General features: G+C 66.1%; 23 protein-coding genes. 8 read left to right on the forward strand and 15 right to left on the reverse strand.

What is annotated here, in order from left to right:
- Nucleotides 1-122: 122 nt before the first annotated feature.
- Both lptF and lptG read left to right on the forward strand, forming a co-directional pair.
- Complete coding sequence (gene lptF, locus MCIT9_RS06620) at nt 123-1,247, forward strand: LPS export ABC transporter permease LptF (RefSeq protein ID WP_317706612.1); 1,125 nt, start codon at nt 123-125, stop codon at nt 1,245-1,247.
- Nucleotides 1,247-2,317, forward strand: coding sequence for an LPS export ABC transporter permease LptG (lptG, locus tag MCIT9_RS06625; RefSeq protein ID WP_317706613.1), 1,071 nt, complete (start codon nt 1,247-1,249; stop codon nt 2,315-2,317). Before lptF ends, lptG begins: the two co-directional genes overlap by 1 nt.
- Here the strand turns inward: lptG and MCIT9_RS06630 are convergent.
- Nucleotides 2,302-3,180 (reverse strand): metallophosphoesterase family protein, encoded by an 879-nt coding sequence (locus MCIT9_RS06630; RefSeq protein WP_317706614.1) that lies wholly within the window; start codon nt 3,178-3,180, stop codon nt 2,302-2,304. The genes lptG and MCIT9_RS06630 overlap by 16 nt on opposite strands.
- A 24-nt stretch (nt 3,181-3,204) precedes the next feature.
- On the opposite strand from MCIT9_RS06630, the gene MCIT9_RS06635 reads away from it, so the two are divergent.
- Nucleotides 3,205-4,104 (forward strand): hypothetical protein, encoded by a 900-nt coding sequence (locus tag MCIT9_RS06635; RefSeq protein WP_317706615.1) that lies wholly within the window; start codon nt 3,205-3,207, stop codon nt 4,102-4,104.
- On the opposite strand, the gene MCIT9_RS06640 is transcribed toward MCIT9_RS06635, so the two are convergent.
- The 7 genes from MCIT9_RS06640 to MCIT9_RS06670 form a co-directional block, all read right to left on the reverse strand.
- Nucleotides 4,101-5,129: a sulfotransferase family protein gene (locus MCIT9_RS06640; RefSeq protein WP_317706616.1), complete on the reverse strand. Its 1,029-nt coding sequence runs from the start codon at nt 5,127-5,129 to the stop codon at nt 4,101-4,103. The two genes, MCIT9_RS06635 and MCIT9_RS06640, sit on opposite strands and share 4 nt — an antisense overlap.
- The gene (locus MCIT9_RS06645; RefSeq protein WP_317706617.1) at nt 5,122-5,901 is read right to left on the reverse strand and encodes an aspartyl/asparaginyl beta-hydroxylase domain-containing protein; all 780 of its coding nucleotides are present in this window, start codon (nt 5,899-5,901) and stop codon (nt 5,122-5,124) included. Before MCIT9_RS06645 ends, MCIT9_RS06640 begins: the two co-directional genes overlap by 8 nt.
- 105 nt (nt 5,902-6,006) lie before the next feature.
- Nucleotides 6,007-7,092 carry a mitochondrial fission ELM1 family protein gene (locus tag MCIT9_RS06650; RefSeq protein WP_317706618.1) on the reverse strand — a complete coding sequence of 362 codons (1,086 nt, stop codon included), beginning with the start codon at nt 7,090-7,092 and terminating at the stop codon, nt 6,007-6,009.
- A complete protein-coding gene (locus tag MCIT9_RS06655) occupies nt 7,070-7,729 on the reverse strand; it encodes an HAD family hydrolase (protein ID WP_317706619.1) in 660 nt (219 codons plus the stop codon). The genes MCIT9_RS06650 and MCIT9_RS06655 overlap by 23 nt, the downstream gene beginning before the upstream one ends.
- A 50-nt stretch (nt 7,730-7,779) precedes the next feature.
- Nucleotides 7,780-8,268 (reverse strand): flavin reductase family protein, encoded by a 489-nt coding sequence (locus MCIT9_RS06660; RefSeq protein ID WP_317706620.1) that lies wholly within the window; start codon nt 8,266-8,268, stop codon nt 7,780-7,782.
- On the reverse strand, nt 8,265-9,872 hold the full coding sequence (locus tag MCIT9_RS06665; RefSeq protein ID WP_317706621.1) for a MutS-related protein: 1,608 nt from the start codon (nt 9,870-9,872) through the stop codon (nt 8,265-8,267). Before MCIT9_RS06665 ends, MCIT9_RS06660 begins: the two co-directional genes overlap by 4 nt.
- A 5-nt stretch (nt 9,873-9,877) precedes the next feature.
- On the reverse strand, nt 9,878-10,807 hold the full coding sequence (locus MCIT9_RS06670) for a hypothetical protein (protein ID WP_317706622.1): 930 nt from the start codon (nt 10,805-10,807) through the stop codon (nt 9,878-9,880).
- Between the two features lie 183 nt (nt 10,808-10,990).
- Here MCIT9_RS06670 and MCIT9_RS06675 point away from each other — a divergent pair, with 183 nt between their 5' ends.
- Entirely contained in the window at nt 10,991-11,170 is a 180-nt protein-coding gene (locus MCIT9_RS06675; protein ID WP_317706623.1) for a hypothetical protein, read from the forward strand.
- A 44-nt stretch (nt 11,171-11,214) separates the two neighbouring features.
- Here the strand turns inward: MCIT9_RS06675 and MCIT9_RS06680 are convergent, their stop codons facing one another.
- The 4 genes from MCIT9_RS06680 to fae form a co-directional block, all read right to left on the reverse strand.
- Nucleotides 11,215-11,934 (reverse strand): protein-L-isoaspartate(D-aspartate) O-methyltransferase, encoded by a 720-nt coding sequence (locus MCIT9_RS06680; protein ID WP_317706624.1) that lies wholly within the window; start codon nt 11,932-11,934, stop codon nt 11,215-11,217.
- Nucleotides 11,931-12,743 (reverse strand): lipase family protein, encoded by an 813-nt coding sequence (locus MCIT9_RS06685; RefSeq protein WP_317706625.1) that lies wholly within the window; start codon nt 12,741-12,743, stop codon nt 11,931-11,933. Before MCIT9_RS06685 ends, MCIT9_RS06680 begins: the two co-directional genes overlap by 4 nt.
- A gap of 85 nt (nt 12,744-12,828) precedes the next feature.
- A complete protein-coding gene (locus MCIT9_RS06690) occupies nt 12,829-13,848 on the reverse strand; it encodes an isocitrate/isopropylmalate dehydrogenase family protein (RefSeq protein WP_317706626.1) in 1,020 nt (339 codons plus the stop codon).
- Nucleotides 13,849-13,853: 5 nt separating this feature from the next.
- Nucleotides 13,854-14,405 carry a formaldehyde-activating enzyme gene (fae, locus tag MCIT9_RS06695; RefSeq protein WP_317706627.1) on the reverse strand — a complete coding sequence of 184 codons (552 nt, stop codon included), beginning with the start codon at nt 14,403-14,405 and terminating at the stop codon, nt 13,854-13,856.
- A 120-nt stretch (nt 14,406-14,525) separates the two neighbouring features.
- On the opposite strand from fae, the gene MCIT9_RS06700 reads away from it, so the two are divergent.
- Together MCIT9_RS06700 and guaD are read left to right on the forward strand one after the other, a co-directional pair.
- Nucleotides 14,526-15,305 (forward strand): TIGR01458 family HAD-type hydrolase, encoded by a 780-nt coding sequence (locus tag MCIT9_RS06700; RefSeq protein ID WP_317706628.1) that lies wholly within the window; start codon nt 14,526-14,528, stop codon nt 15,303-15,305.
- On the forward strand, nt 15,302-16,579 hold the full coding sequence (guaD, locus tag MCIT9_RS06705; RefSeq protein WP_317706629.1) for a guanine deaminase: 1,278 nt from the start codon (nt 15,302-15,304) through the stop codon (nt 16,577-16,579). Before MCIT9_RS06700 ends, guaD begins: the two co-directional genes overlap by 4 nt.
- Here guaD and MCIT9_RS06710 read toward each other — a convergent pair.
- Genes MCIT9_RS06710 through glgB form a run of 3 tightly spaced genes read right to left on the reverse strand, consistent with a single transcriptional unit; the run spans nt 16,571 to nt 21,982 of the window.
- Nucleotides 16,571-18,334 carry an SLC13 family permease gene (locus MCIT9_RS06710; RefSeq protein ID WP_317706630.1) on the reverse strand — a complete coding sequence of 588 codons (1,764 nt, stop codon included), beginning with the start codon at nt 18,332-18,334 and terminating at the stop codon, nt 16,571-16,573. The genes guaD and MCIT9_RS06710 overlap by 9 nt on opposite strands.
- Before the next feature lie 2 nt (nt 18,335-18,336).
- Nucleotides 18,337-19,785 carry a glycogen synthase GlgA gene (gene glgA / locus MCIT9_RS06715; protein WP_317706631.1) on the reverse strand — a complete coding sequence of 483 codons (1,449 nt, stop codon included), beginning with the start codon at nt 19,783-19,785 and terminating at the stop codon, nt 18,337-18,339.
- 7 nt (nt 19,786-19,792) lie between these two features.
- Nucleotides 19,793-21,982: a 1,4-alpha-glucan branching protein GlgB gene (glgB, locus tag MCIT9_RS06720; protein WP_317706632.1), complete on the reverse strand. Its 2,190-nt coding sequence runs from the start codon at nt 21,980-21,982 to the stop codon at nt 19,793-19,795.
- 88 nt (nt 21,983-22,070) lie between these two features.
- On the opposite strand from glgB, the gene glgC reads away from it, so the two are divergent.
- Nucleotides 22,071-23,336: a glucose-1-phosphate adenylyltransferase gene (gene glgC / locus MCIT9_RS06725; protein ID WP_317706633.1), complete on the forward strand. Its 1,266-nt coding sequence runs from the start codon at nt 22,071-22,073 to the stop codon at nt 23,334-23,336.
- Nucleotides 23,336-24,817, forward strand: a complete 1,482-nt coding sequence (gene malQ, locus MCIT9_RS06730) for a 4-alpha-glucanotransferase (RefSeq protein ID WP_317706634.1) — start codon at nt 23,336-23,338, stop codon at nt 24,815-24,817. The genes glgC and malQ overlap by 1 nt, the downstream gene beginning before the upstream one ends.
- Nucleotides 24,818-24,838 lie beyond the last annotated feature (21 nt).

The raw sequence follows: 24,838 nt of genomic DNA on the forward strand, positions 1-24,838 counted from the left end.
TTGGTACAATGGCTGAATGACCGGTTTTCGCGATCGCCGTTCCCTCCAAGCCTTGGAATGAAATTATAGGGAGATTGAGGCAAGATGCGGACACTTTCTCACTTTCTGGGTGAAGCGCGCCGATGATCTCCTGGCTGCGCTGGCCCTTGCTCGACCGCTACCTGGTTCTGGAAGTCCTGCGCCCCCTGCTGGCCACCGGCGGATTCTTCGTCCTGCTGTTCGGGGGCTACAGCAGTGCCCAGCTGCTCTCCGACGCAGTGGCCGGCATCCTCCCCATGGACATCGTCTGGCAGCTGGTGGGCCTCAAGATCCTCATCGCCCTCGAGGTGCTGTTGCCCATCGCCCTCTATCTGTCGGTGGTGCTGGGGCTGGGCCGGCTCTACAACGATGCCGAGATGACGGCGATGTTCGCCTGCGGCTACAGCGAGCTGCGGGTGGCCTGGGCGGCCTTGCGTCTGGGGATGCTCGTCGCGCTGGGGGTGGCGCTGCTTTCCTGGTACGTGCGTCCCTGGGCCTACGCGCGCAGTTACGTGCTCCAGGACCGGGCCAAGGCCCAGTTCGACATCGACAAGCTCGAGCCGGGCCGTTTCCACAGTAGCGAGAGTGGCCACTACGTGTTGTTTTCGGAAGGCATCGACCGCAGCCAGGCGCGTCTGGAGCGGGTGTTCTTCACCCGTCCCAGGGACAACGGCCGCCGCCAGACCATCCATGCCCGTTACCTGACCCAGGAAACCACCGCAGACCTGCGCACCGCGCTGGTCTTCCACCAGGGGTACGCCTACGATCTGAATCCCGGCGGCCGTGACGATGTGGTGCTGCACTTTGAGACCTTCACCCTGGCGCTGGCAGGGGTGCCCAAACCGCTGGGTTACAAAGCCAAGGCCGCCAGCCTGAAGACGCTTTGGCGCCATGCCGGCGACGATCCCAAGAACCTGGCCGAACTCCAGTGGCGCCTGCTGCGGCCCGTCTCGGCCCTGCTGCTGGCGCTGCTGGCGGTCCCCCTGAGCCGCAGCGCGCCACGCCGCGGCCGCTTCGCCCGGACGATATTCGCCATCGTCCTGTTCGCGGTCTATTACAACCTGTCGGGAATCGCCAAGACCTGGGTCAAGGAAGGCCAGGTGGGGGCCATGCCCGGCCTGTGGTGGGTGGATGCGCTGTTGGCTGTCATCGTCGTGATCTGGTACGCGCCCCTGCTGCGCGCCGCCTGGCGCGCACGGTCTTTCAGGGCGCGTTGGAGGGCGGCCTGATGGGCATCCTCGAGCGTTATCTGGCCGGCCACTTTCTGCGTTTCTACCTGATCGTGATCCTGGTGCTGCTGGCCCTGTTCGGTTTCCTGGACTTGGTGGACGAGCTCAGCGAGGTGGGCGAGGGCAACTACCGCCTGCGGCACGCGTTGTGGTACGTGGCCGCCTCCTTTCCCACCAAGCTGCTGGAGTTCTCCGCCATCGCCACCCTGATGGGCGGCAGCCTGGCGCTGGCGGTGTTGGTGGGAAGCCGCGAGATTCTGGCCATGCGCGCGGCCGGGCTGTCGTTGGCGCAGCTGGCCTGGGGGTTGCTCAAGACCGTGTTGCTCCTGGCCGCCCTGCTGATGCTCGATGCCCAGTTCGTCGCCCCCAGGACATCCCAGTGGGGTTTCGTCATGCGCCAGCAGGCCCGGGCGGGGCAGGGAACCCTGCGGACCGAGTACGGTTTTTGGTCCCGGGACGGCCGGCGTTTCGTCAACGTCCACGCCATCCGCCACGGCCGCCTGCCTCAGGACGTGGACATCTACGAATTCGATGCCCAGGGCCGGCTGTTGAGCTATCTCCATGCCCGTCAGGCCCAGGTGCTCGACGAGAGCACCTGGCGGCTGCAGCAGGTGACCGAGAAGCGCTGGCGGGGCGGCATTCTCCAGACCGAATTTTTGCCCCGGTTGCAATGGCGCGCGTTCCTGTCCCCGAGGCAGCTGGCGACCCTGGAGCTGCCGCCGGAGACCCTGGCGCTGGCCGATCTGTGGGGTTACGTCCAGTACCTCAAGGCCACCCGCCAGAAGGCGGAAGGCTACGAACTGCTGTTCTGGCAGCGCCTGCTGCTGCCCCTGAACATGGCGGTGATGGTGCTGTTCCTGGTGCCGGTGGCAGCGACCAATCCCCGCGGCGGTGGCTTCGGCTGGCAGGTGGTGGCGGCCATCGTGATCGGGGTGCTGTATTTTCTCGCCACCCAGGTGATCGCCAACCTAGGGCTGCTGTGGAATCTGCCGCCGCTGCTCACGGCATTGGCGCCGACGGGGCTGATTTTGCTGCTGAGCCTGGGGTGGGTGCGTCAGCTGCGGCAGTGAAGCCGGAAGCCGCCCTCGTGACGGAAGGCCCGGCTTGCCGGGTCGAGCCCGCGGATGGACACCTCGATGCGCCAGCCGTCTGCGGCCGTTTCGATGTCGTAGAGATGATAACGGGCCCGGTAGCCGCGCCGGCGGCCGAGGGCGGACGCCGAGGGGACGCCGAGACAGGGGATGGGGCCGGCGGGCCCCTCGAGCCAGTGCAGCTGCCAGTGGTGGCTGTGGCCGTGCAGCACCAGTTCGCAGCCGTGGCGGCGCAGCACCGCCAGCAGCCGGTCGCGGTCGGTGAGGCGTTTGCGGGCCTTGACGGCTTCCGGGTGGGGCGGGTGATGGATGGCCACGATGCGGCAGCCTTGGGTTTCCGCCAGCAGGGTCTCGAGACGACGGCACTGGGCGGCCCCGAGCGCCCCGGTCGCCAGGAAGGGGGCGGTGGGCGGCGCCGAATCGAGGCCGATCAGGTGGATTGTACCCAAGGCTCTGACATAGGGAAACCGCCCGCTTTGGCAATAGGGGGCCCAGCGGGCCAAAGTATCGGCTGCGTTTTCGGCGACGTAGCGGTCGTGATTGCCGGGGATGACGCTGACCTGCGCCGGCGGGCCGAGGGTCGCCAGCCACGCGGCCGCCTCCCGGCATTCGTGGGGCAGGGCGATCTGGGTCAGATCGCCGGTGACCACGGTATGGTCGGGGGCCTGCCGCCTCAGATCGGCCACCAGCGCGGCCAGCACCTCGGGGCGGTGTTCGCGGCGGCGGCGCAGGCGCCAGGACAGCCACCCCAGCAGGCGCTTGCTGCACAACTGCCGCAGGCGGGGACGGGGATCGGTGAGATGAGGATCGGAAAGATGGGCGAGACGGAAGCGACGGGACATGAATTATCGGCCTGGATGCGGCAAGTGATCGAAACTCCGGTGCCCGGGGCGGTGCGGGCGCTGGCGGAGCGTTTGACGGCGCGTCATCCGGGCACCGCAGCGGTGCTGATGTACGGTTCCTGCCTGCGCAGCGGCGATCCCTACGACGGCCTGGTGGATCTGTACGTGCTGGTGGACGATTATACCAGGACCTACGATCGCCGCTGGCTGGCCTGGGCCAACCGGCTGCTGCCGCCCAACGTCTTCTATGCCGAAATCCGCCACGAGGGCAGGACGGTGCGCAGCAAGTACGCCGTGCTCACCCTCGCCGACTTCCAAGGGGGCACCCTCGATTGGTTTCATTCCTATCTTTGGGGGCGCTTCTCCCAGCCCTGCCGTCTGGTCTGGCGCCGTGACGGGGCCGTAGCCGAGCGTATCGCCGCCTGTCTCGTCGCCGCCGCCGCCCGCTTCGTCAGTGAAACCGCGCCCCTGCTGCCCCCCTGTTTCGACACCGCCACCCTGTGGCAGACCAGCCTGCGCTCCAGTTACGGGGCCGAGCTGCGGGCCGAAAAGGCGGCGGAGCGGGCCCGGCAGTTGTATCGGTGGGCGCAAGACTATTATCAGCGCCTGACCCCTTCCCTGCTGGCCGGGTTGCCCTATCGGCTGCGGCGCCGGCAGGCGCTCTGGTGTCTCGACATCCCCGCGCCGGTGAGGCGCTGGTATCGCTGGCGCTGGCGGCTGCGCAGCATTCAGGGCAAGGTGCTGTCACTGCTGCGGCTGGTCAAGGCCCTGTTCACCTTCCAGGGCGGGGTCGATTACATCCTCTGGAAGCTGACCCGCCACACCGGCCGCACCATCGAGGTTCCCGCGCGCGTCCGCCGCCACCCCTTGATTTACGGCTGGGGGCTGTTGTGGCGCCTGTACCGGGAAGGGGTGTTCCGTTAGATCCGCTTCCAGTGACTCAGGTCCCGTTCCAGCAGCGCACCGAGGCGGTCGATGTCGGCGGTGAAGGTCTCCACCAGCTCGGCGCGCAGTTCCCGCGGCAGCGGGGGGCGGGGGCGATAGACCGTGTTCCATTTCAACAGCCGCTTGCGCAGGCGTTTGAGGGCGGACTTGCGTTTCCCCTGTTTGCGGCGGCGCTGATGTTCCAGGGTGGCGGCGAAGCTGGCCACCTGCGTCGGCGGCCGCTTGAGCCAGCGCTGCAGCCATTTGAAACGGGCGACCTTGTTGCTCTCCCGCGGCGGAAATTCGGCGCGGCCGTCGTCCTCGACGCCGATGAAGTCGAGGATGCTCCGATAGACCTGGTGCGGATCGGTGATGAAATCGTCGAACACCTGCACCAGACAGCGCTCCCTGCCGGCCTGGTTCCACAGTCTTTCCAGATATTTGCCCAGCCGGCCGATCTCGGCGTACTGGAGCAGGAAGGGGTTGCGGCAGGTCTTGGGGATGCGTTCGCCGCGGGCGCGGGCTTCCTGCAGGCGCCAGGCGCTGGCGAAGTCCTCTACGTCCTCGTCGAGCAGGGCGACCAGGCGGGCGTGGTAGGAATAGACCAGATCCACCGGATTGCGCACCATGACGATGAAGCGGGCGTCGGGATTGTAACGCAGGATGGTGGCGATGGCGGTTTCGTCGTAGAGGTAGGACACCGAGCCTTCCCCCACGGCCCGGTGCCGCTGCGGGTCGTAGTGGGGAAAGCAGTGGGCCAGGTAGTCGGCCACCGTCATCTGCGGCATCAGTTGCCGCAGCAGGCTGAAGAAGTGGGGCTCCTTGGGTTTGGAAAAGCAAACCTGCGGATGATGGCCGAGATAGTGGCTCATGGCCGTGGTGCCGCAGCGGGGGGCGCCGACCAGGAAAAAATCCGGAAAGCGCGCTTCTGCCGCTGCGGCTGTCCCCGCGGTTGCCGAAGCCTGCTGGCGGGACGCCGCTGCGCCGAGGAAGCGCAGCGGCGTCCAGGGGGCGGTTTCAGGCATCGGTGGCGACCGGCTGGTTCTCCATGCGCTTGAGGGCAGCCGCATAACGGTCCTCCCACTTGCGCATGTTCCTGACCCCGTCCTTGAAATAGGGCGACGCCTTGATGAGGGCGAGCATGGCGCGGCTGACCCATTGCCCCAGCGGCTTCATGGGGCGGGCGACGTGCACCAGCAGCACCACCCGGGTCTCGTCGGTGTCGTTACGGACTTCGTGGTCGAAGGTGTCGTCGAACACGAAGCACTTGCCTTCCTCCCAGTGGAGTTTGCGGTCGGCCACCCGCAGATAGCATTTGTCCCTTTCCCTGGGGATGATGAGCCCCAGGTGGCAGACCACGAAACTCTTGCTCGGGCCGCGGTGGGGCGGAATGTGATAGCCGGGGTCGATGATCGAGAACCAGGCGGTCATCATGTCGGGGATCTGCTCCAGCACCCGGGCGGTTTCCGGGCAGCGCCGGCAGTTGGTCTCGATGCGGCGGCCGAAGCCGTAAAGGATGTGGGTTTTCCAGTGATCGCCCTTGGAGATGCGCTTCTGATCCGGCGACACCTCGTGGAAGGCCGGGATCAGCGCCCGTTCCTTGAGCAGCTGCTCGGCCTCGCGGCGGATCGGTTCGTAGTTCTGTTCCAGAATCCGGACCCAGTCGAACTGGGCCGGATCGAACGCCGGGGCATCGCCGATCAGCGACTGGGCGGCGAGGATGCGGTCAACCGTGCGGGTGAGGAATTTGCCGGTCTTGATGATGGCGCGGCGTTTGATCTGCTGCAGACGCTCCATGATGGCCTCGTGGTTTGCTGAGAATTGCCGATGGACAACAAATAATAGCATTTTTGCAACGAAGAACGCAGGGTGGGATGACTTTTGGCATTGTTTTTCCGGGGCTTAAACGCCCAGAAGCGCCCGGATGCGCCGCGTTACCTTGGGCAGTTCGTCTTCGATCGGCGGCGGTGACAGGGGCAGGATGTCGCCCTGACCCAAAGGCAGGGCGGCGCCGCTGTGGTAGAGGTGCTGATGGATGTTCTCCAGGCGGCGTTCGTAGCCGATCAGTCCCAGACGGAACAGCAGCTGGCCGAGCCGGGCCCGAATGCTGCCGGGGTGCGGGTGATAGAGCAGCCCTCGCCTCAGCCTCCGGGCCCAGGCGTGCAGCCGTGGATATTGCACCGGCAGCGGAAAGATCGCCAGTGGTTTGCCTAGGCGCGCCACTTCCATCATCATGGAAACGCTGTCGCCGGTGACGACGAAGGCATCGCCGTGGGCCAGCAGGCCGAAGTAGGGATTATCGCCGCCTTCATGCCAGTCGTAGTAGGGCAGGCCGCTGGCGCGGATCGCTTCCCGGACCGGGGCCTTGGTGCGCCGGCTGGTGCAAAAGAACGGCGTGCCCCTGCCGACCAGGCAGCGGCTGTGTTCGATCAGGGTCTCGGCCTCGGTCCGGCCGAAGCGGTAGGGGCGGGTGCGGCCGCCGATCAGGACCGGAACCAGCGGCCGCGGCAGATCGGCGAGGCGGTCGGCCCAGGCCGTGCGGGCCGCCTCGATTCTTTCCCGGTCGGGAAAAATGAGCGGAAACTTGAGTTCGAGCACCCGCGGATCGGGGGGTAGGGGATAGTGGGCGGCGGTGACGATGAGATCGTAAGGGGCCCATCCGCCTTGGGGCCGCCCCAGCACGACGATCCGGCTGCGCCCGCCGCTCTGTCGTTTGATCCACAGGGCGGCGCTTAAAGGGCGGCGGCCGATGGTGAGGATCAGCTCCGGCCAGAGGGGCGTCAGCGGATCCGAACGTTCAAGATCCAGATGGCTCAGGGTGGGGCGCACCCGTGGCTTGCCTTCCTGGTAGGCGGGCTTGCAGCGCAGGATCTTCCATTCACACGGAAGCCCCAGGGCATCGGCGATGGCGCGTACCTGGGCGTTGTCGCCCAGCTTTTCTCCGACCACCAGCCAGATGCGGGGATCAGACGATTGTCGCGATGGCATCGGCAAGCTGTTGCAACGATTCGAAAGTATGGGCGGCCAGCCGCAGTTCTTCCGGGGGGCGGTATTCGCCCGGAATCCAGACCGGCCGGGTACCGGCCCGGGCCGCCGCCAGCAGGCCGGTGTGGGAATCTTCGACCGCCAAACAGTCGCCGGGTGCCTGCCCCAGCCGCGCACAGGCGAGCTGATAGATTTCCGGTGCGGGTTTGCCGGATTCGACCTCGTCGCGGCAGACCAGTTCGGGGATCTCAGCCTTGATGCCGGCCAGTTCAAGGCATTTTTCCGCATAGGGGCGGCGGCTGTTGGTGGCGACCAGATAGGGGATCGCATACTGCCGCAGCACCGCCATCAGCGCCCCATAGCCGGGACGGGTGGCGATGCCTTCCGCTTCGACCTGACGGCGCCAGTGTTCGGCGCTCAAACGCTGGAAGCGCTCGAAATCGAAGCCGGGGCCGAAGGCTTCTTTCAGGATGTTGGCGATGCGGTCGATGCTCTGACCGCTCAGGCGCCGGGCCAGAGGATCGTCGAGTTCGAATCCCAGCGCGGCGGCGGTCTGACGCCAGGCGCGCAGATAACCGGCCTCGGTGTCGAGCAGCAGGCCGTCCAGATCGAGGACGACGGCGCGGAAGGGCGGTAACATTGGAGTTATCTCACGGATAACCGGCATCCTCTCTCACGGGACGGGGCGTCCTAGAAGCGCTCGGGGAACAGCCGGCTGGCGCCATCCATGTCGCCGGTGTCACGGTACAACAGCGGTTCCCCCAGGCGCTGGATCGCGCCGCCGACGACCCGCCCCATCACCACCCGGTGGTCGCCGGCGGGACATTCGTGGTGGAAGTCGCAGTCGAGCCAGGCCAGGGCGTCGGTGAGGATCGGCGCGCCGCAGTGACCCGCCAGCCAGGGGACGCCGGCCAGCTTGTCGATGTCGCCGGGCTGGCCGAAGTGGCGCGCCAGTTCCAGTTGATCCTTCGCCAGCACGTTGACGGTGAAACCGTCCCCCTGCTTGAGAAGGGCGTAGGAGCGGTGGTTGGGATTGATGCTGAGGGCGATCAGCAGGGGATCGAAGGAAACCTGCATCACCCAGGCGGCGGTGAAGGCGTTGCGGGTCTCGCCCGCCGCCACGCCGATGACATAGACGCCGCAGCTTATCAGCTTGAGCAGTTCCGCCGGACGGGTCACGGGCTTTCCTCCCCGAGGTAGCGGTCGATGTCCTCCTTGGAAAAGCCGACCTCCTTGGCGACCCGGTCGGCATGGCTGACCCGGGAGATGCCGTCGATGAGGCGGTGGGTCGGGTGGTCGCCCACGAATTCCACCTGTTTGGCCTGGCCGATGCCCTGTTCGATGAACTTGTCCACCAGCTGATGGTTGTGGGTCACCAGGAGGGTGGTGCAACCCTTTTTGTGGAAGCCTTCCATGATGTCGTAGGAGATCTTGAGGCGTTCCTCGTAGGTGGTGCCTTCGGCCAGTTCGTCGAGGATGACCAGGCTTCTCGGGGTGGCGGCGAGAAAGATTTCCTTGGTGTGGCGCAGTTCGGTGGCGAAGCGCCCCTCTCCGGAGGTCAGCTGGCTGACTTCCGGCACCTGATAGAAGATGCGGTCGGCTACGGTCATCCGGGCCTCGCGGGCCGGCACGTAGGCGCCGATCTGGGCCAGCAGCTGCGATTGGGCGATGGTCTTGCAGATGGCGGTCTTGCCACCGCTGTTGGGGCCGGTGATGAAGGTGAGGCGGTGCCGGTCCAGCTCGATGTCGTTGGGGACGTAGGCGGGATTGCCCTTGCCGAGAATGGGATTGCGCAGTTCCCGGGCGACGAAGCGGTGGTGGCCGTCGTCGAGGATCTCCGGCAGGCAGGTGGGATGGCCGAAGTCCTCGGCGAAGCGGTGCAGGGCCAACAGCTCGTCCAGATAGCCGATCGTCTCCAGCAGTTGCTGGACGTCGGGGTCTTCCCGGAACAGGCGGCGCAGGGGATAGATGAACTTGTCGCGGTCGAAGGTCCCCACCAGGTGGGGATAGAAGGCGCCGATGGGTAACAGGAACAGCCACAGCACCCCGATGGCCGGGCGGCTCATGTTCAGCAGCGCCGGCAGCCCCGCCCAGGCCGCCAGCAGGGCGCCGACCAGACCGGCGATGAAGACCGGTTTGAACAGGGAAGGGCGGAAGCGGATCGCCGGCAGCCAGCCCTTTTCCTCCCGGGTCAACAGCCGCTTTTCGGTGCGGTAGACCGGGCCGGTCATGAGGCGGTAGGCACGGCTGTGGGCGAAGTTTCTCAGGCAGGCCAGAAGTTCCTGGAGATAGGGGCTTTGGGGCTCGGGCAGATGTTGGGCCTGGTCGACGCTTTCGAGCACGAAACGGGTGCCGTTGACGTAGGCCTCGTAGCCGTAGCCGCGCAGGTCGCGGCCGCTGACCGGGGCACCGATGCCGCCGAGGAAGTTGCAGTAGAGCAGCTTGTAGAACTCGGGCTCGCGGTCGCGGCGGGCGGCGTTGGCGAGCAGATCCGCCAGCTGCCGGCGCAGCTCGGGATTGTCCTGCAGTTCCCGCAGCGCGGCCTGTCTGGCGCGGATCAGCTCGGCATCGCGCAAGGGGCGGGCCAGGCTGCGGTGCAGTGTCGCCTTGCCCACCTGGGTCCGGGCGGTGTCCAGAGCTTCGTACAGGGCCGGCACCTCCAGGACTGCGTAGGTGGGCGGGTCGATAACGCCGTCTTCCGCCGGTGCGACCGCCTCCGTTTCCGGTCCCTCGCGCCACAGTTTCAGAAAGGGCGTGTAAAGCTGACGCAGTCGTTCGCGCATCGGATTCACCTCATGACTTTGACGTATTCGCCGGGTGCCTCGCGGCTGGCCCCTACGATAACACGGCGGTCGCCGGCCTCCGAGATTTCCAGCCGGCCGCGGACCTCCACCCGCTCCCCGCGCCGGGCCTGGCCCAGATAGGTGGCGGTGAAGCACAGCACTTCAGGGATCTGCGGGTGGTCGAGCCGGTAGCGGGCCGGGGTGGCGAAAGCGTCGCCGTCGTCGATCACGGTGGCCTGCAGGGTGAGGTAACCCGCCTTGCGCCAGCGCTGCCCGGTTTCCGGCGCCGGACTTTCCTCCACCAGCATCAGATCGAACTTGGTGCCGTCGATGGCGCCCTTGTTGAACTTGCGGCGTTCGTGCCACAGCCAGGTGGGAAAATCCAGGGGCCGGCCGCGCCGCTGCCAGGTGGTGCGCCACAGGGGCTCGGACAAGGGTTGCAGCCGCCCGGCTGCGGTCAGGTCGCGCACCGCCGCCCGGGCCTGGTGGAAGGTGTCGCGGTGGTAGCAGACCAGGTCCAGGTCGGAGTCGGGGCGGTGACAGCCGAGCAGGAGCGAGCCGGTTATCCCCAGGTGTTCCGTGGCGATACCGCAATCGGCCAGGCGGGCGGTCAGGCGCTGCAGACGCCGGAGCAGGGGATCATCACGCTCCTGCGCCAAAAGTTCCCTCAGCCGCGTCCGGGGGTGCCAGTGGCGGCGGATTCGCTCGCAGGGAACCGCCTGCAGGGTCACATCGCGCCGCGGCGAATGGTAGAGGTATCGAGGGAAGCGGTCCCGCAACAGCCCGATCGCCTCCAGGCTGCCGACCTTGGCCCAGCCGCCGGCCCGGGGGCGGTAGCGCAGGCAGGCGATGACCCGGCCGTCCTCGGTGCCGCTCAGGGTCACGGCGAAGACCAGTCCTTCCGGGGTTTCGATGAAGTCACGGGCCAGATACATGCTGCCTATTATACCGGGGACGGGCCGGTCAAAATTGTCAAGAAGATTTGACAAAAATGCTGCCGATGTCCGTGCCTTTCGGTTGAGAAACAGGAAACAGTCTGAATTTCAATGGGTTTTCAGGAATGGCAGGCTTGTTGCCTGAGTTATGGCAGAAACATCGTTCTTAAGGAGGATTGTCCCATGCAACATCAACTCAAACGCCTGGTTCAATCGTTTCACGGTTACACCTACGAAATGGCCGGCATGCTCGCCGCCTTCTTCGACGACCCCCAGGAGGCCCGCGCCTGCGCCGAACGCATCACCCGGGAGTGGCAGCGGCCGGTGGAGGTGAACGGTACCAGTATCGTCATTCTGCTGTGACCTTGGGCAGCGCGCGTCCGGGATGGGCGGTCTGCGGTTTCGCCTTACGGGGGCGGATTACGGGCTGTTCCGGTATCGTCGCAGCCGTTTTTCTCCACCCCGTCGCCGGTCAGGGGGACGAAGGCGACGCCCAGCACGTCGCGGGTTTCCAGGCGGCCGCTTTCGTCCTTGTCGACCACCTTGAGCATCTGGTAACCGAACGGCTCGCCCACGGGGATCACCAGCCGCCCGCCGGGCTTGAGCTGCTCGATCAGGGGCGGCGGGATCCTGGGGGCGGCGGCCGTGACGATGATCTTGTCGTAGGGCGCGTGTTCCGGCCAGCCATAGTAACCGTCCCCCACCTTGATCTCGACGTTGTCGATGCCCAGTTTGCGCAGGCGTTCGCGGGCCTGTTCCGCCAGGGCGCCGATGATTTCGACGCTGTAAACTTTTTTGACAAGCCTGGCCAGAATGGCGGTCTGATAGCCGGAGCCGGTGCCGACCTCCAGCACTACGTCCCCGGGTTTCGGTTCGAGCAGGTCGGTCATGAGGGCGACGATGAAGGGTTGGGAGACGGTCTGACCGAAGCCGATCGGCAGCGGTCCGTCATCGTAGGCGTAGCGGCGCGATTCCTCCGGCACGAACTCGTGTCGCCGCACGGCGGCGATCGCTTCCATCACCCTCGGGTCGAAGCGGTCCTTGCCAATCTCCTTTCTGGTCAGATCCAGCTCCCACTCGATGTCGCGGAGCAGCTTGTCGATTTCGGGCGGGTGTTCGCGGGTCACGGCATGATGTTGACGTTTTTTCGCAGACATCGCAGATAGGCGGTCATGGCGTGATCCTTCATCCCGTCGGTTCCGGGCTTGCCCAGATCGTCAAGATGGCCCCGGAGCCGGTCCCAGAGCATTTCCCACCAGGACATGGAGAAGCGCAGCCTCCCCTTGGCATCGAAATAACAGAGCCGGCCCACGTGGCGGTAATCCCAGCCGAGGATTCCGGGAGGGGGGACGCGGGTGACCACGTCGTTGTTGTTGTGGAAACGGAAGGTTATGCGCCGGCAGCGCTGGTTGAACCGATCGGCGAACACTTCGTTTCCCACCCGGGGGGAGCCGAAGGTGTAAAGCCCCTGCAGGCGGAGGTCGAAAGCCGGATCGAACGCCAGCCGGCCGGCGGCGAGCGTGGCCAGGGCCGCCCCGAGACTGTGGCCGCAGAGCCAGATCGGCTGGCCTTGATATACGCTTTGCATCCAGTGCTCGATCGGCTCCCAAATGCCGTTCAGGGCCCGCAAAAAGCCGTAATGGACCTGGCCGACCGGGCCGGGTGTCAGGACGACGTTGGCGTCGGTGAGGATGTCGCGCAGGTCGCGCAGCTCGGTGCCGCGGAAGGCGATGAGCATCATGCGGTCGTTGGCCGCCAGATAGCCCTGGGTCCCGTTTTTGTCCAGCCACCGGGTTTGCGGGAAGCCCCAGCGGTCCAGGGTGTCGAGCACTTTGGGGCGGGTTTCGTAGGCCAGGTCGGCCGCCAGGCCGAGCGCCAGGGCATTGCGGCCATGATAGCCGGTGGCGTTGGGGTCGAAATCTAGGAAAGAACCCATGGCAGATTCCTCAGAGTGACCAAGGAATCGCATGGTAGCACCGCTGACGGGGAAAGGGAACCGGCGGCCCGGGCCGCCGGTTTGGTCAAGACTGCAGTTCGGCGACGATGGCGTCGGCCATTTCCTGGGTGGTGCAGGTCGATCCCGGTTTGAGGTCGGGGGTGACGTGTTTGCCTTCCTTGATGACGGCGCGGACCGCCTGTTCGATGCGGCGGGCCGTCGCCTGTTCGCCCAGGTGTTCGAGCATCATCACCCCGGCCATGATGAGGGCGGTGGGATTGGCGATGCCCTTGCCCGCGATGTCCGGGGCGCTGCCGTGGACCGCCTCGAACATGGCCGCTTCCCGGCCGATGTTGGCGCCGGCGGTCAGCCCCAGGCCGCCGACGAGGCCGGAGGCCAGGTCCGAGAGGATGTCGCCGAACAGATTGGTGGTGACGATGACGTCGAACTGGCCCGGGTCCATCACCATCTGCATGGCGCAGGCATCGACGATGCGATCCTCGCATTCGATGTCGGGATAACGCTTGGCCACCTCGCGGCCGATCTCCAGGAACAGGCCGGAGGTGCACTTGAGGATGTTGGCCTTGTGGACGATGGCCACCTTTTTGCGCCCGGTCTGGCGGGCATAGCGGAAGGCGTAATCGACGATGCGCTCGCAGCCGGTGCGGGTCACCAGGGCGATGCTCTCGGCGGCGATGGTCTTGCCTTCGGCCTTGATGAAGTGCTCGATGCCGGCGTACAGCCCTTCGGTGTTCTCACGCACCGTCACCAGGTTGACGTCGTCGAAGCGGGCCCGGGTGCCTTCGAAGGACATGGCCGGACGCACGTTGGCGAACAGATCGAATTCCTGGCGCAGGGTGACATTGACGCTGCGGTAGCCGCCGCCCACCGGCGTGGTGAGCGGCGCCTTGAGGGCCACCTTGTTGCGGCGGAAGGATTCAAGGGTCTCCTCCGGCAGCGGGGTGCCGAACTTCTCCAGCGCCGCCATGCCGGCGAGGTGCCGGTCCCACTGGATCGGTGCACCGCTGGCCTCGATGACCTTGACCGCCGCGGCGGTGATTTCCGGGCCGATGCCGTCGCCGGGGATGAGTGTGACGGTATGCATGGCGCTCACCATTTGGACTCACCGGTGACCGGATCGTACATTTCGTGATGGATCTTGTTGCGGTTCTCGATCAGCTCGTCGATGGTGGGTTCCCCGGCGATGGCGCGTTTGATGGCCAGCTTGGTGGCCTCGTAATTGGTGCGGTACAGGTCCTTCTTGTCGGGGTTTTCCTGCTCGGCGCACCAGGGATCGAGCCAGACGTTGACGATGATGCAGACCTTCTTGGCCCAGTCCTTGGGGATGACGCCGTCGATGACCGAATCCAGCACCGCGTCGGCGATGGCCGACTGCACCACGCCGAAGAACAGGTTGATATACTGGGTGCTCTTCATGGTCACCTTGGGCACCATCAGGGTTGCCGGTTTGACCTGCTGATTGCAGGCGCGGATGGCGAACAGGCGAGTGTGGCCTTCGGTCTGCCCCATCAGGGTGGCGAAGGCGGTGCCGACCGGACCGTCCACCGCGCCCAGCACCACTTCGGGCATGGCGTCGGTGCCCTGGTCGTGGCTGGCGAAGACGGTGGCTTCACCGGTTTTGAAAACAGGTACTTCGGACATGGGCATCCCTCTTGTGTTGCGCTTCGAGAACGCGCCATTATACCAGTCCGGTACCATGCCGCCGCCTTGGAGGCGGCATGGTAAACTGAATGTTTCCAGGATCATCCCCCGAAGGCCGTCATGACCGATTTCAGCCGGATCCGCGGATTGTTACTCGATCTGGACGGGGTGTTTTACGTCGGCGACCAGGTGATCGAAGGTGCGCGGGAGGTGTTGCCCCTGCTGCGCCGGTACTACGTCTGCCGCTTCATCACCAACACCAGCACCCGTTCCCTGGACTCGCTTCACGCCAAATTGACCCGTCTGGGATTCGAGGTCGCCCGCGAGGAGATCTTCAGTGCCCCCCAGGCGGTGTTGCGCTTCCTGCAGGCGCAGGGGACGCCGGTGTGCCATCTGCTGCTGGCCGACGAGGTGCGCCGCGATTTCGCCGTCTTTCCCCAGTCGGAGGCGCGCGCCGATTATGTGGTCATCGGCGACATCGGCGAACGCTGGAACTATGCGATTCTGAACCGGGCCTTCAACCTGCTGTTCGCGGGCGCCGAGCTGCTGGCGGTGCACAAGAACCGTTTCTGGCAGACGGAAACCGGGCTGAAGATGGACATCGGCGGCTTCGTCGCCGCCCTCGAGTACGCCAGCAACAAGGCGGCGCGCATCTTCGGCAAGCCGGCGCCGGATTTCTTCCGCATGGCCCTCGAGGACATGGGCTTGCCGCCGGAGGCGGTGGCGGTGGTCGGTGACGACATCGAAACCGACGTCGGCGGCGGCCAGCAGGTGGGCCTGACCGGGATCCTGGTGAAGACCGGCAAGTACCGCGAGGCTTTCGTGCGCGCCTCCGGGGTGCGTCCGGATACGGTCATCGACTCCATCCGCGAGCTGCCGGCGTTGCTGGGTGTGCGATGACCACCGTCTATCTGGGAACCCTGGCGCATCTGCGCGGCAACCCCTTCGTCCGCCCAAACGCCCTGGAAATCATCGCCGACGGGGCCCTGTGGGTGGACGGGGACGGCCGGATCGCCGGTTATGGGCGTGCCGGAGAGGCCCCCGAGACGGGCGAACGGGTCGATTTCGGTGCCGCCTGGCTGCTTCCCGGCCTGATCGATGCCCATCTGCACTTCCCCCAGTACTACGCCGTGGCGGCGGCCAACCGCGGTCTGCTGTCCTGGCTGCGGGAGACGGTGTATCCCGAGGAGGCCGCTTTCCGCGACGCCGGCTATGCGGCCGGGGTGGCCAGGGCGCTGGTGGCGCGGCTGCTGCGCGGCGGGGTGACCTGCGCCTGTGTTTTCGGCTCCCAGTACCTGGAGGCCACCGGGGCCCTGTTCGAGGCGGCCGGGCAGGCGGGGCTGCGCCTCATCGCCGGCGTCACCCTGATGGACCGCAACGGGCCCGACGAACTGCTTACCACCCCGGAACGGGCCTGGTGGGCCAACGAAACCCTGCTGGAACGCTACGGCGGCGATCCCCGCCTGCACCTGGCCCTCACCCCCCGCTTCGCGCTCTCCTGCTCGCCGCAGTTGCTGGCGATGTGCGGCGAGTTTCGCCGCCGCCATCCCCAGGTGTACCTTCAGACCCATATCAACGAGACTCTGGAGGAGATCGCCGCGGTCCAGCGCGCCTTCCCCGACGCCTGGAACTATCTCGACGTTTACGAGCGCTACGGTCTGCTGGGGCCGCGCACCCTGCTGGCCCACGACATCCATCCCCAGAGCGCCGAGCTGAGACGGATGGCGGAAAGCGAATGCCGGGTCGTCCACTGTCCCAGCAGCAACCTGTTTTTGGGCAGCGGCCTGTTTCCCCTGCGCCGCCACGTGGAACACGGCATTCCCCTGGCGCTCGGCAGCGACATCGGCGCCGGGCTGCACCTTTCGGTCTGGGAGGAGCTGTCCGAGGCGTACAAGATCCAGCGGCTGCAGGGGGAGACGCCGACCGCCGCCCAGCTGCTGTACCTGGCGACCCTGGGAGCGGCCGAGGCCCTGGAGCTGGGCGGGGAGATCGGCAATTTCCTGCCGGGCAAGGCGGCGGACTTCTTCGTCCTCGATCCCGGTGGGGACGACTATCTCGATGCCCGCCTGCAGCGCTGCCCCACGCTCGAGGCCCGGCTGTTCGTGCTCATGCAGCTGGCCGGTTCCGGTCATGTCCGCCGGACCTTCGTCGCCGGCAGGCCGGTGTCACCGTAGCGGCCAGAGCTTCGGTACCAGCCACAACCCCACCAGCCCGACCACGAGCGTCAGGCCGCCGCCACAGCGCAGATAATCGCGGAAGCGGTAGCCGCCGGGACCATAGACCATCAGATTGGTCTGGTAGCCGATGGGGGTGGCGAAGCTGCTGGAGGCGGCCAGCATCAGCACCACCAGATAGGGCAGGGGATTGAGCTGAAAGTGTTCCACCGCCGCCATCAGGATCGGGAACACCAGCACCGCCGCGGCGTTGTTGCTGATCAGCGAGGTCAGCAGCGTCACCAGCCCGTAGGTCAGCGCCAGCAGCACATAAGGGTCATCGCTGAGCCGCAACAGGCCGGCGGCGAGGAAGCGGCCGGCGCCGCTGGTTTCCAGGGCGCTGCCCAAGCCGAAGGCGGCGGCGATGGTCAGCAGCACCGAGGTATCGACGTTGCGGCGGGCCTTGGCGAAGGTGCAGCAGCCGGTGACCAGCATGGCCGCCGCCCCGGCCAGGGCTGCCTTGAAGAGATCCAGGGCGCCGCTGGCGGCCAGCGCCACCACGGCGGCGAGGATCGACCAGGCCAGCCAGGCTTTCTCATGCAGGGGCCGAGCGGGGCCGTCCACCTCGCTGACCAGCAGGAAGTCGCGGGCGTGGCGGTACTGTTCCACGAAGCTGGGGCGGGTTTCCAGCAGCAGGGTGTCGGCCGGCTGCAGCCGGATCCGACCCAGGTTGCCTTCCACCCGTTTGCCCTCGCGGCACACCGCCAGCACCGCAGCGCCGTACAGGGTGCGGAAGCGACCGTCGCGGATGGTCTGGCCCATCAGGGCGCAATCCGGAGACACCACCACCTCGACGATGCAGCGGTCCGGATGCTCTGCGAGGCCGAAGCGGCTGTGGGTGGAGGGGCGCAGTCCCTTGATCTGCTGCAGATCAAGGGCGGCGTGGGTGCTGCCGGCGAACACCAGGCGGTCGCCGCCCCGCAGCCGCTCGCCGGGTCCGACCGCCGCCAGCAGGGCCCCGTCGCGTTCGATTTCCACCAGATAGACATCGCCCAGATGGCGCAGGCCGGCGGCCTCGATGGTCTTCCCCACCAGGGGGCCTGCGGGATCGACCTCCATCTCGATGGTGTATTCCTTGGGATCGGCGAACAGCCTGGCGCCGTTACGGTCGGGAAGCAGCCAGCGGGCGGCCACCACCAGGTAGGCGATGCCGGCAAGGCCCACCGGCACGCCGATCCAGGCCAGATCGAACAGCCCTAGCGCCAGCTCCGGGTGGCGCCGGGCCAGCAGGCCGTTGACCACCAGATTGGTGCTGGTGCCGATCAGGGTGCAGGTGCCGCCGAGCATGGCGGCATAGCTGAGGGGCAGCAGCAGCCGGGCCACCGGCAGCTTGAAGCGCCGGGCCCAGGTGAGGACCGCGGGAATGAAGGTGGTCACCACCGGGGTGTTGTTGAGGAAAGCGCTCAACAGCCACACCGGCAGCACCACCCGCAGCAGGGTGCCGGCCGGATGGCGCGGCCGGCCGAGCAGATGGCGGACGATGGTTTCCACCCCGCCGGTCTCGCGGATGCCCGCCACCAGCACGTACATCAGCGCCACGGTGGCCACGCTCGGCTGGCTCAGTCCGGCCAGGGCGGTGGGAACGTCGATGACCCCGGCCAGCAGCAACAGGGTCAAGCCACCGCTGAGAACCAGTTCCGGCGCCCAGCGGCCCCAGGCCAGCAGCAGGATGCACAACCCCGTGACCGCCAGGGCCAGCCAGGCGGAAAGCGGCATCGTCAGGTAGGATCGCGGTCGCTCATGGCCTGCAAGTATAGCCGGCAGTAGGCTTCCGCGCTGCGACGCCAGGAGAAATCCCGGGCCATGGCGTTGTGCTGCAGCCGCCGCCACAATTCCGGTTGCCCATAGAGCAGCCAGCCGCGCTTGACCGCCTCCTCCAGGGCGCCGGTCTCGGGGTGATCGAAACTGAGGCCCGTGGCCTCTTCGAGCCGGCTGGGAATGGCGTCGGTGACGGTGTCGGCCAGGCCCCCGGTGCGGTGGACGATGGGAAGGGTGCCGTAGCGCTGGCTGTACATCTGGTTGAGCCCGCAAGGCTCGAAGCGCGACGGCATCAGGAACAGGTCGGCGCCGGCCTCGATCCGGTGCGACAGGGCCTCGTCGTAGCCGATGTGGACGGCGACCTGGTCCGGCTGGCGCCGGGACCAGTACAGCAGGCTGTGTTCGTAGTCGCTGTCGCCGGAGCCGAGGAACACGAACTGCAGGGGGTGTTGCAGCAGTCCCGGCAGGGCCTTGAGAATGAGATCGACGCCTTTTTGGGACACCAGCCGGCCGATGAAGGCGATCAGCGGGACGATGGTTTCCTGGGACAACCCGAAGTGGGCCTGCAGGGCCTGCTTGTTGGCCTGTTTGGCGTCCAGGTGGTCGCTGTCGTAGTTCGCGGCGATCAGGGGGTCGGTGGCCGGATTCCACTTGTCGGTGTCGATGCCGTTGAGGATGCCGCTGAGGCGCTCGGCCCGGGCCCTGAGCACCCCTTCCAGGCCGCAGCCGAAGCGCGGGGTCTGGATTTCCCGGGCGTAGGTGGGGCTGACGGTGTTGACCCGGTCGGCATAGACGATCCCGCCCTTGATGAACGACAGCTGGTGGTGGAATTCCAGCCCTTCCGGATGCCACAGCACCTTGGGAAGCTGCAGTTTTTCCACCGACTCGGCCGGGAACACCCCCTGGTAGGCCAGATTGTGGATGGTGAACACCGATGCCGGCCGCTGCGGCCCCAGCGACAAGAGCGCCGGGATCAGGCCGGTCTGCCAGTCGTTGCAGTGGACTACGTCCGGCTGCCAGTCGATGCCGGCGCGGCCGCAGGCGAGTGCAACCCCGGCCCAGCACAGGGCGCCGAAACGGACATCGTTGTCGGGCCAGGGTTCGCCCTCCGGGGTCAGGTAGGGATTGCCGGGACGGTCGAACCAGACCGGGGCGTCGAGGAGCCAGACAGGGGTCTTGGTGCCGGGGACGGTGTCGGCAAGCAGGCGCACCGGCCGGCCGAGGATGGTCAGTTCCGCCACTGGGCGGGCATCGGGCAGTTGTTCCTTGACTGACTGGTAGCCGGGCAGCAGGACGCGCACGTCCTTGCCCAGTTCGGTCAGAGCCTTGGGCAGGCTGCCGGCCACGTCCGCAAGCCCCCCGGTCTTGATCAGGGGATACAGTTCACTGGCGACGAAAAGGATTTTCACAGGCAGGTTACTTTTGCGGTTGACGACACAGGACGATGCCGGCCAGGGGCGGCAGGGTCAGGCTGATGGAGTAGGGGCGGCCCATCCAGGGGATTTCCTCGGCTTCCACCCAGCCGTTGCCGACGTTGCTGCCGCCGTAATAGCTCGAATCGGAATTGAAGATTTCCTGGTAGGTGCCGGCCTCGGGCACGCCGAGGCGGTAGTCGTAGCGGGGCACCGGGGTGAAATTGAGGGCGACGAGCAGGAAATCGTCGTCGCTCCTGCGCAGATAGGAGAGGGTGGACTGGGCCGAATCGTGGCAGTCGATCCACTCGAAACCCTGGGACTGGAAATCGTAGCGGTACAGTTCCGGGTGGCTGCGGTAGAGGCGGTTGAGGTCCGCCAGCAGGCTCTGGACGCCCTTGTGCAACGGGTACTGGAGCAGGTGCCACTCCAGTTCGGTGTCGAAATTCCACTCCGCCGGCTGGGCCAGCTCGTTGCCCATGAACAGCAGTTTCTTGCCCGGATAGGTGAGCATGTAGGTGTAGAGCAGGCGCAGGTTGGCGAAGCGCTGCCATTCGTCTCCCGGCATCTTGCCCAGCATGGAACCTTTGCCGTGGACCACCTCGTCGTGGGAGAAGGGGAGGACGAAGTTTTCGGTGAAGGCGTACAGCAGCCCGAAGGTGAGCTGGTCGTGGTGGTACTTGCGATAGATCGGATCCTGCTGGAAATAGGCCAGGGTGTCGTGCATCCAGCCCATGTTCCACTTCATCGCAAAGCCGAGGCCGCCGACCCAGGGCGGCCGGGTCACCTGGGGCCAGGCGGTGGATTCCTCGGCGATCACCACGCAGCCGGAATGCTGTTCCTGGGTGACCGAGTTGAGTTCGCGCAGGAAGGCGATGGCCTCCAGGTTCTCGTTGCCGCCGTACTGGTTGGGGACCCACTCGCCCGGTTCGCGGGAATAGTCCAGGTACAGCATGGAAGCGACCGCATCGACCCGCAGGCCGTCGATGTGGAATTCCTCCAGCCAGTACATGGCGCTGCCGAGGAGGAAGTTGCGTACCTCGTTGCGGCCGTAGTCGTAGATCAGGGTGCCCCAGTCGCGGTGCTCGCCGCGGCGGGGGTCGGCGTGTTCGTACAGGGGTTCGCCGTCGAACCAGGCCAGGGCCCAGGCGTCCTTGGGAAAGTGGGCCGGCACCCAGTCGAGGATCACGCCAATGCCGTTCTGATGGCAGTAGTCCACGAACCAGCGGAAGTCGTCCGGTTTGCCGAAGCGGCTGGTGGGGGCGTAGTAGCCGGTGGTCTGATAGCCCCAGGAGGCGTCCAGGGGATGTTCGGTGATCGGCAGCAGTTCGATGTGGGTGAAACCCTGTTCCTTGACGTAGGGCACCAGCTGGCGGGCCAGTTCCCGATAGTCCAGAAAACCGCCGTCCTCGGCCAGGCGCCACGAGCCCAGATGCACCTCGTAGATGGACATCGGCGCGTGCTGCCAGTCCCACTGGCGGCGTTTTTGCTGCCAGTCCCGGTCGCCCCACGGGTAGCCGCTTTCCTCGACCACGATGGCGGCGGTCTTGGGACGCAGTTCGAAGAAGCGGCCGTAGGGGTCGGTCTTGACGAACACGTTGCCGGTGCGGCGGTTGCGGATCTCGAATTTGTACAGCTCCCCCGCCCCGATGCCGGGAATAAAGATTTCCCACACCCCGGCGTCGTAGCGGCAGCGCATGGGATGGCGGCGGCCGTCCCAGGCGTTGAAGTCGCCAACCACGCTGACCCGCTCGGCGTTGGGGGCCCAGACCGCAAACAGGGTGCCGTCGATGCCGTCCACGGTGCGCCGCTGGGCGCCGAGCACCCGGTAGATGTGCCAGTGCTTGCCGGTGCCGAACAGGTACAGGTCGAAGTCCGGGATCTGCGGCATGAACGTGTAGGGATCGACGTAGCGGTGCGTGTTGCCGGCCTTGTCGGTCCAGATCACGGTGTAATGCAGGGGGAGGTCCCAGTCGCCCACCTCGGCCTGAAACAGGTCGGTGCCTTCGATCCGCTGCAGTTCCGGGCCGTTCTCGATGCGAACGCTCCGGGCCCCGGGCAGGAACACGCGGACGATGTCGCGGCCCTGTTCGTGGTGGCGTCCGAGGACCGAGCACGGATCGTGATGGCGCGCCTGGACGATCAGTTCCAGAGCGGGCGGCAATGGTTCGGCGGGCGAAAGGGTTGTGTTCACTTTGGCGCTTCTCTGATAATGGATTGGACGTTTTCGTTCTTGTGTGCGAAAAATAGTAACAAATTCTGCCTGGCCAGGGAGATCCCGTATGTCTGCAAACCGTTTCGTCAGCCGCCTGACCCGTCAAACCGTCGCCATGGTCCTCGCCGGAGGCCGGGGGACCCGCCTGCGCAAACTCACCGAATGGCGCGCCAAGCCGGCGGTGCACTTCGGCGGCAAGTACCGTATCATCGACTTCACCCTTTCCAACTGCCTCAATTCAGGCATCCGCCGCATCGGCGTGCTGACCCAGTACAAGGCCGATTCCCTGATCCGCCACATCCAGAAAGGCTGGGGCTTCCTGCGCGGCGAGCTGGGCGAGTTCATCGACATCCTCCCGGCCCAGCAGCGTCTCCACGACGAGTGGTACAAGGGCACCGCCGACGCCATTTACCAGAATCTCGACATCGTCCGCAACTACGGCCCCGAATACGTGCTGGTGCTGGCCGGCGACCACGTGTACAAGATGGACTACGGCGCCATGCTGGCTTACCATGTGGAGAACGATGCCGACCTGACCATCGCCTGCATCGAGGTGCCGCTCAAGGACGCCAGCGCTTTTGGGGTGATGCAGGTGGACGAGAACAGCCGCATCGTCGATTTCATCGAAAAACCCGCCTCTCCCCCCTGCATTCCCGGCCGCCCCGACATGGCCCTGGCTTCCATGGGGATCTACATCTTCAACGCCGACTTCCTTTACGAGCAGCTCATCAAGGACGCCGACGATCCCAAATCCAGCCACGACTTCGGCAAGGACATCATTCCCAAAGTCATCAAGAGCTACCGGGTCTTCGCCTATCCCTTCCTCAACGTCCAGACCGGGGTGCAGAACTACTGGCGCGACGTGGGGACCATCGATTCCTACTGGTCCGCCAACATGGAGCTGATCGGCGTCAACCCGGAACTGAACCTGTACGACCAGGAATGGCCCATCTGGACCTATCAGGTACAGGCGCCGCCGGCCAAGTTCGTGTTCGAGGACCGCGACCACGACCGGGTCGGCCAGGCTTTCGATTCCATGGTCTGCGGCGGCTGCATCATCTCCGGTTCCACCGTGCGCCATTCGATCCTGTCTCCCAACGTGCGGGTCAACTCCTGGGCTCTGGTGGAACATTCGGTGGTGCTGCCCCAGGTCAACATCGGCCGCCACGCCAAGGTGCGCCGCGCCATCATCGACGGCGGCTGCAAAATCCCCGAGGGGATGGAGATCGGCTACGATCTGGAAGAAGACAAGAAACGTTTCGACGTCAGCCCCGGCGGCATCGTCACCGTCACGCCCGACATGCTGGGACAGAAGATCCACTTCGTGCGCTGATGATGGTGGAAAACAGCGTCCTGGAGCGGCGTCGGGCCGGGGTGCTGCTCCATATCACCTCTTTGCCGGGAGAGGGGGGCAACGGCGATCTGGGGGCGCACGCGTTCCGTTTCGTGGAGTTTCTCGCCGATAAGGCCCTGAGCGTGTGGCAGACGCTGCCGGTCAACCCCACGGGCAGCGACGGCTCGCCCTACCAGTGCCTGTCGGCCCATGCCGGCAATCCACTGCTGATCGACCTCGACTGGCTGGCGGAAAAGGGGCTTTTGGCGGCGGAACGGATTCCGGGGGCGAAAGCGGCCGCAGCAGGCCGTCTGGCGGCGCTGCGCGAAGCCCACGAAGCCTTCCGCCGGGACGACCGGGGGCTGGCGGAAGACTATCGCCATTTCCTCCAGTTTCACCATTACTGGCTGGAGGATTTCGCTCTGTTCATGGCTTTGAAGGCGCGCTTCGGTCAGCGCGCCTGGTGGGACTGGCCCGGGCCTTACCGGGACCGCGATCCCGAGGCGCTGTCCCGGGCCCGCCGGGAGCTGGCGCACGAACTGGACCGGGTGCGTTTCGAGCAGTTCGTGTTTTTCCGGCAATGGCAGGCACTGCGTCGTCACGCCCACCGCCACGGGGTGCTGCTGTTCGGCGACATGCCCATCTTCGTCGCCGCCGACAGCGCCGATGTCTGGGCCAAGCGCCGCTATTTCCAGCTGGACGAAACCGGCCACCCCAGGGTGGTCGCCGGGGTGCCGCCGGATTATTTCTCCGCCACCGGCCAGCGCTGGGGCAATCCCCACTATGACTGGGAGGCGCTGCAGCGCGACGGCTTCTCCTGGTGGATCGAGCGCCTGCACACCCAGCTTGAGCTGTTCGACTGGATCCGCATCGACCACTTCCGCGGCTTCCAGGCCTACTGGGAAATCCCCGCCGAGGCCGAAACCGCCGCCGCCGGCCGTTGGGTCGAGGCACCGGGGGAGGCGCTGCTGGAAGCGCTCTTCGATCGTTTCGGCGCTCTGCCGCTGGTGGCCGAGGATCTGGGTATCATTACCCCGGAAGTTGAGGATCTGCGGCGCAAGTTCGCCATCCCCGGGATGCTGGTGCTGCAGTTCGCCTTCGACGGCGGACCGGACAACCCCTATCTGCCCCACAATCACAGCGCCGACCGGGTGGTCTATACCGGCACCCACGACAACGATACCACCTTAAGCTGGTTCGAAGCGCTTGCGGATGAACAGAAAGGGCATATCTACGACTATCTGGGCAATCCCCAGGAGGCGATGCCCTGGGCGCTGATGCGCTGCGCCTTCGCTTCGGTGGCCACAGTAGCCGTCGTGCCGATGCAGGACGTGCTCGGGCTGGGGCGGGGCCACCGGATGAACACCCCGGGCACTACCGAGGGCAACTGGCGCTGGCGTTTTTCCTGGGAACAGCTGTGTCCCGAGCACGGCGACCGTCTGCGCCACTGGTCCCATCTTTACGGACGTGCCGCCGGCTAGAGCTGTGGGGGGAATCTCGAA

Source organism: Methylomarinovum caldicuralii, assembly GCF_033126985.1.
Lineage (GTDB): Bacteria > Pseudomonadota > Gammaproteobacteria > Methylococcales > Methylothermaceae > Methylohalobius > Methylohalobius caldicuralii.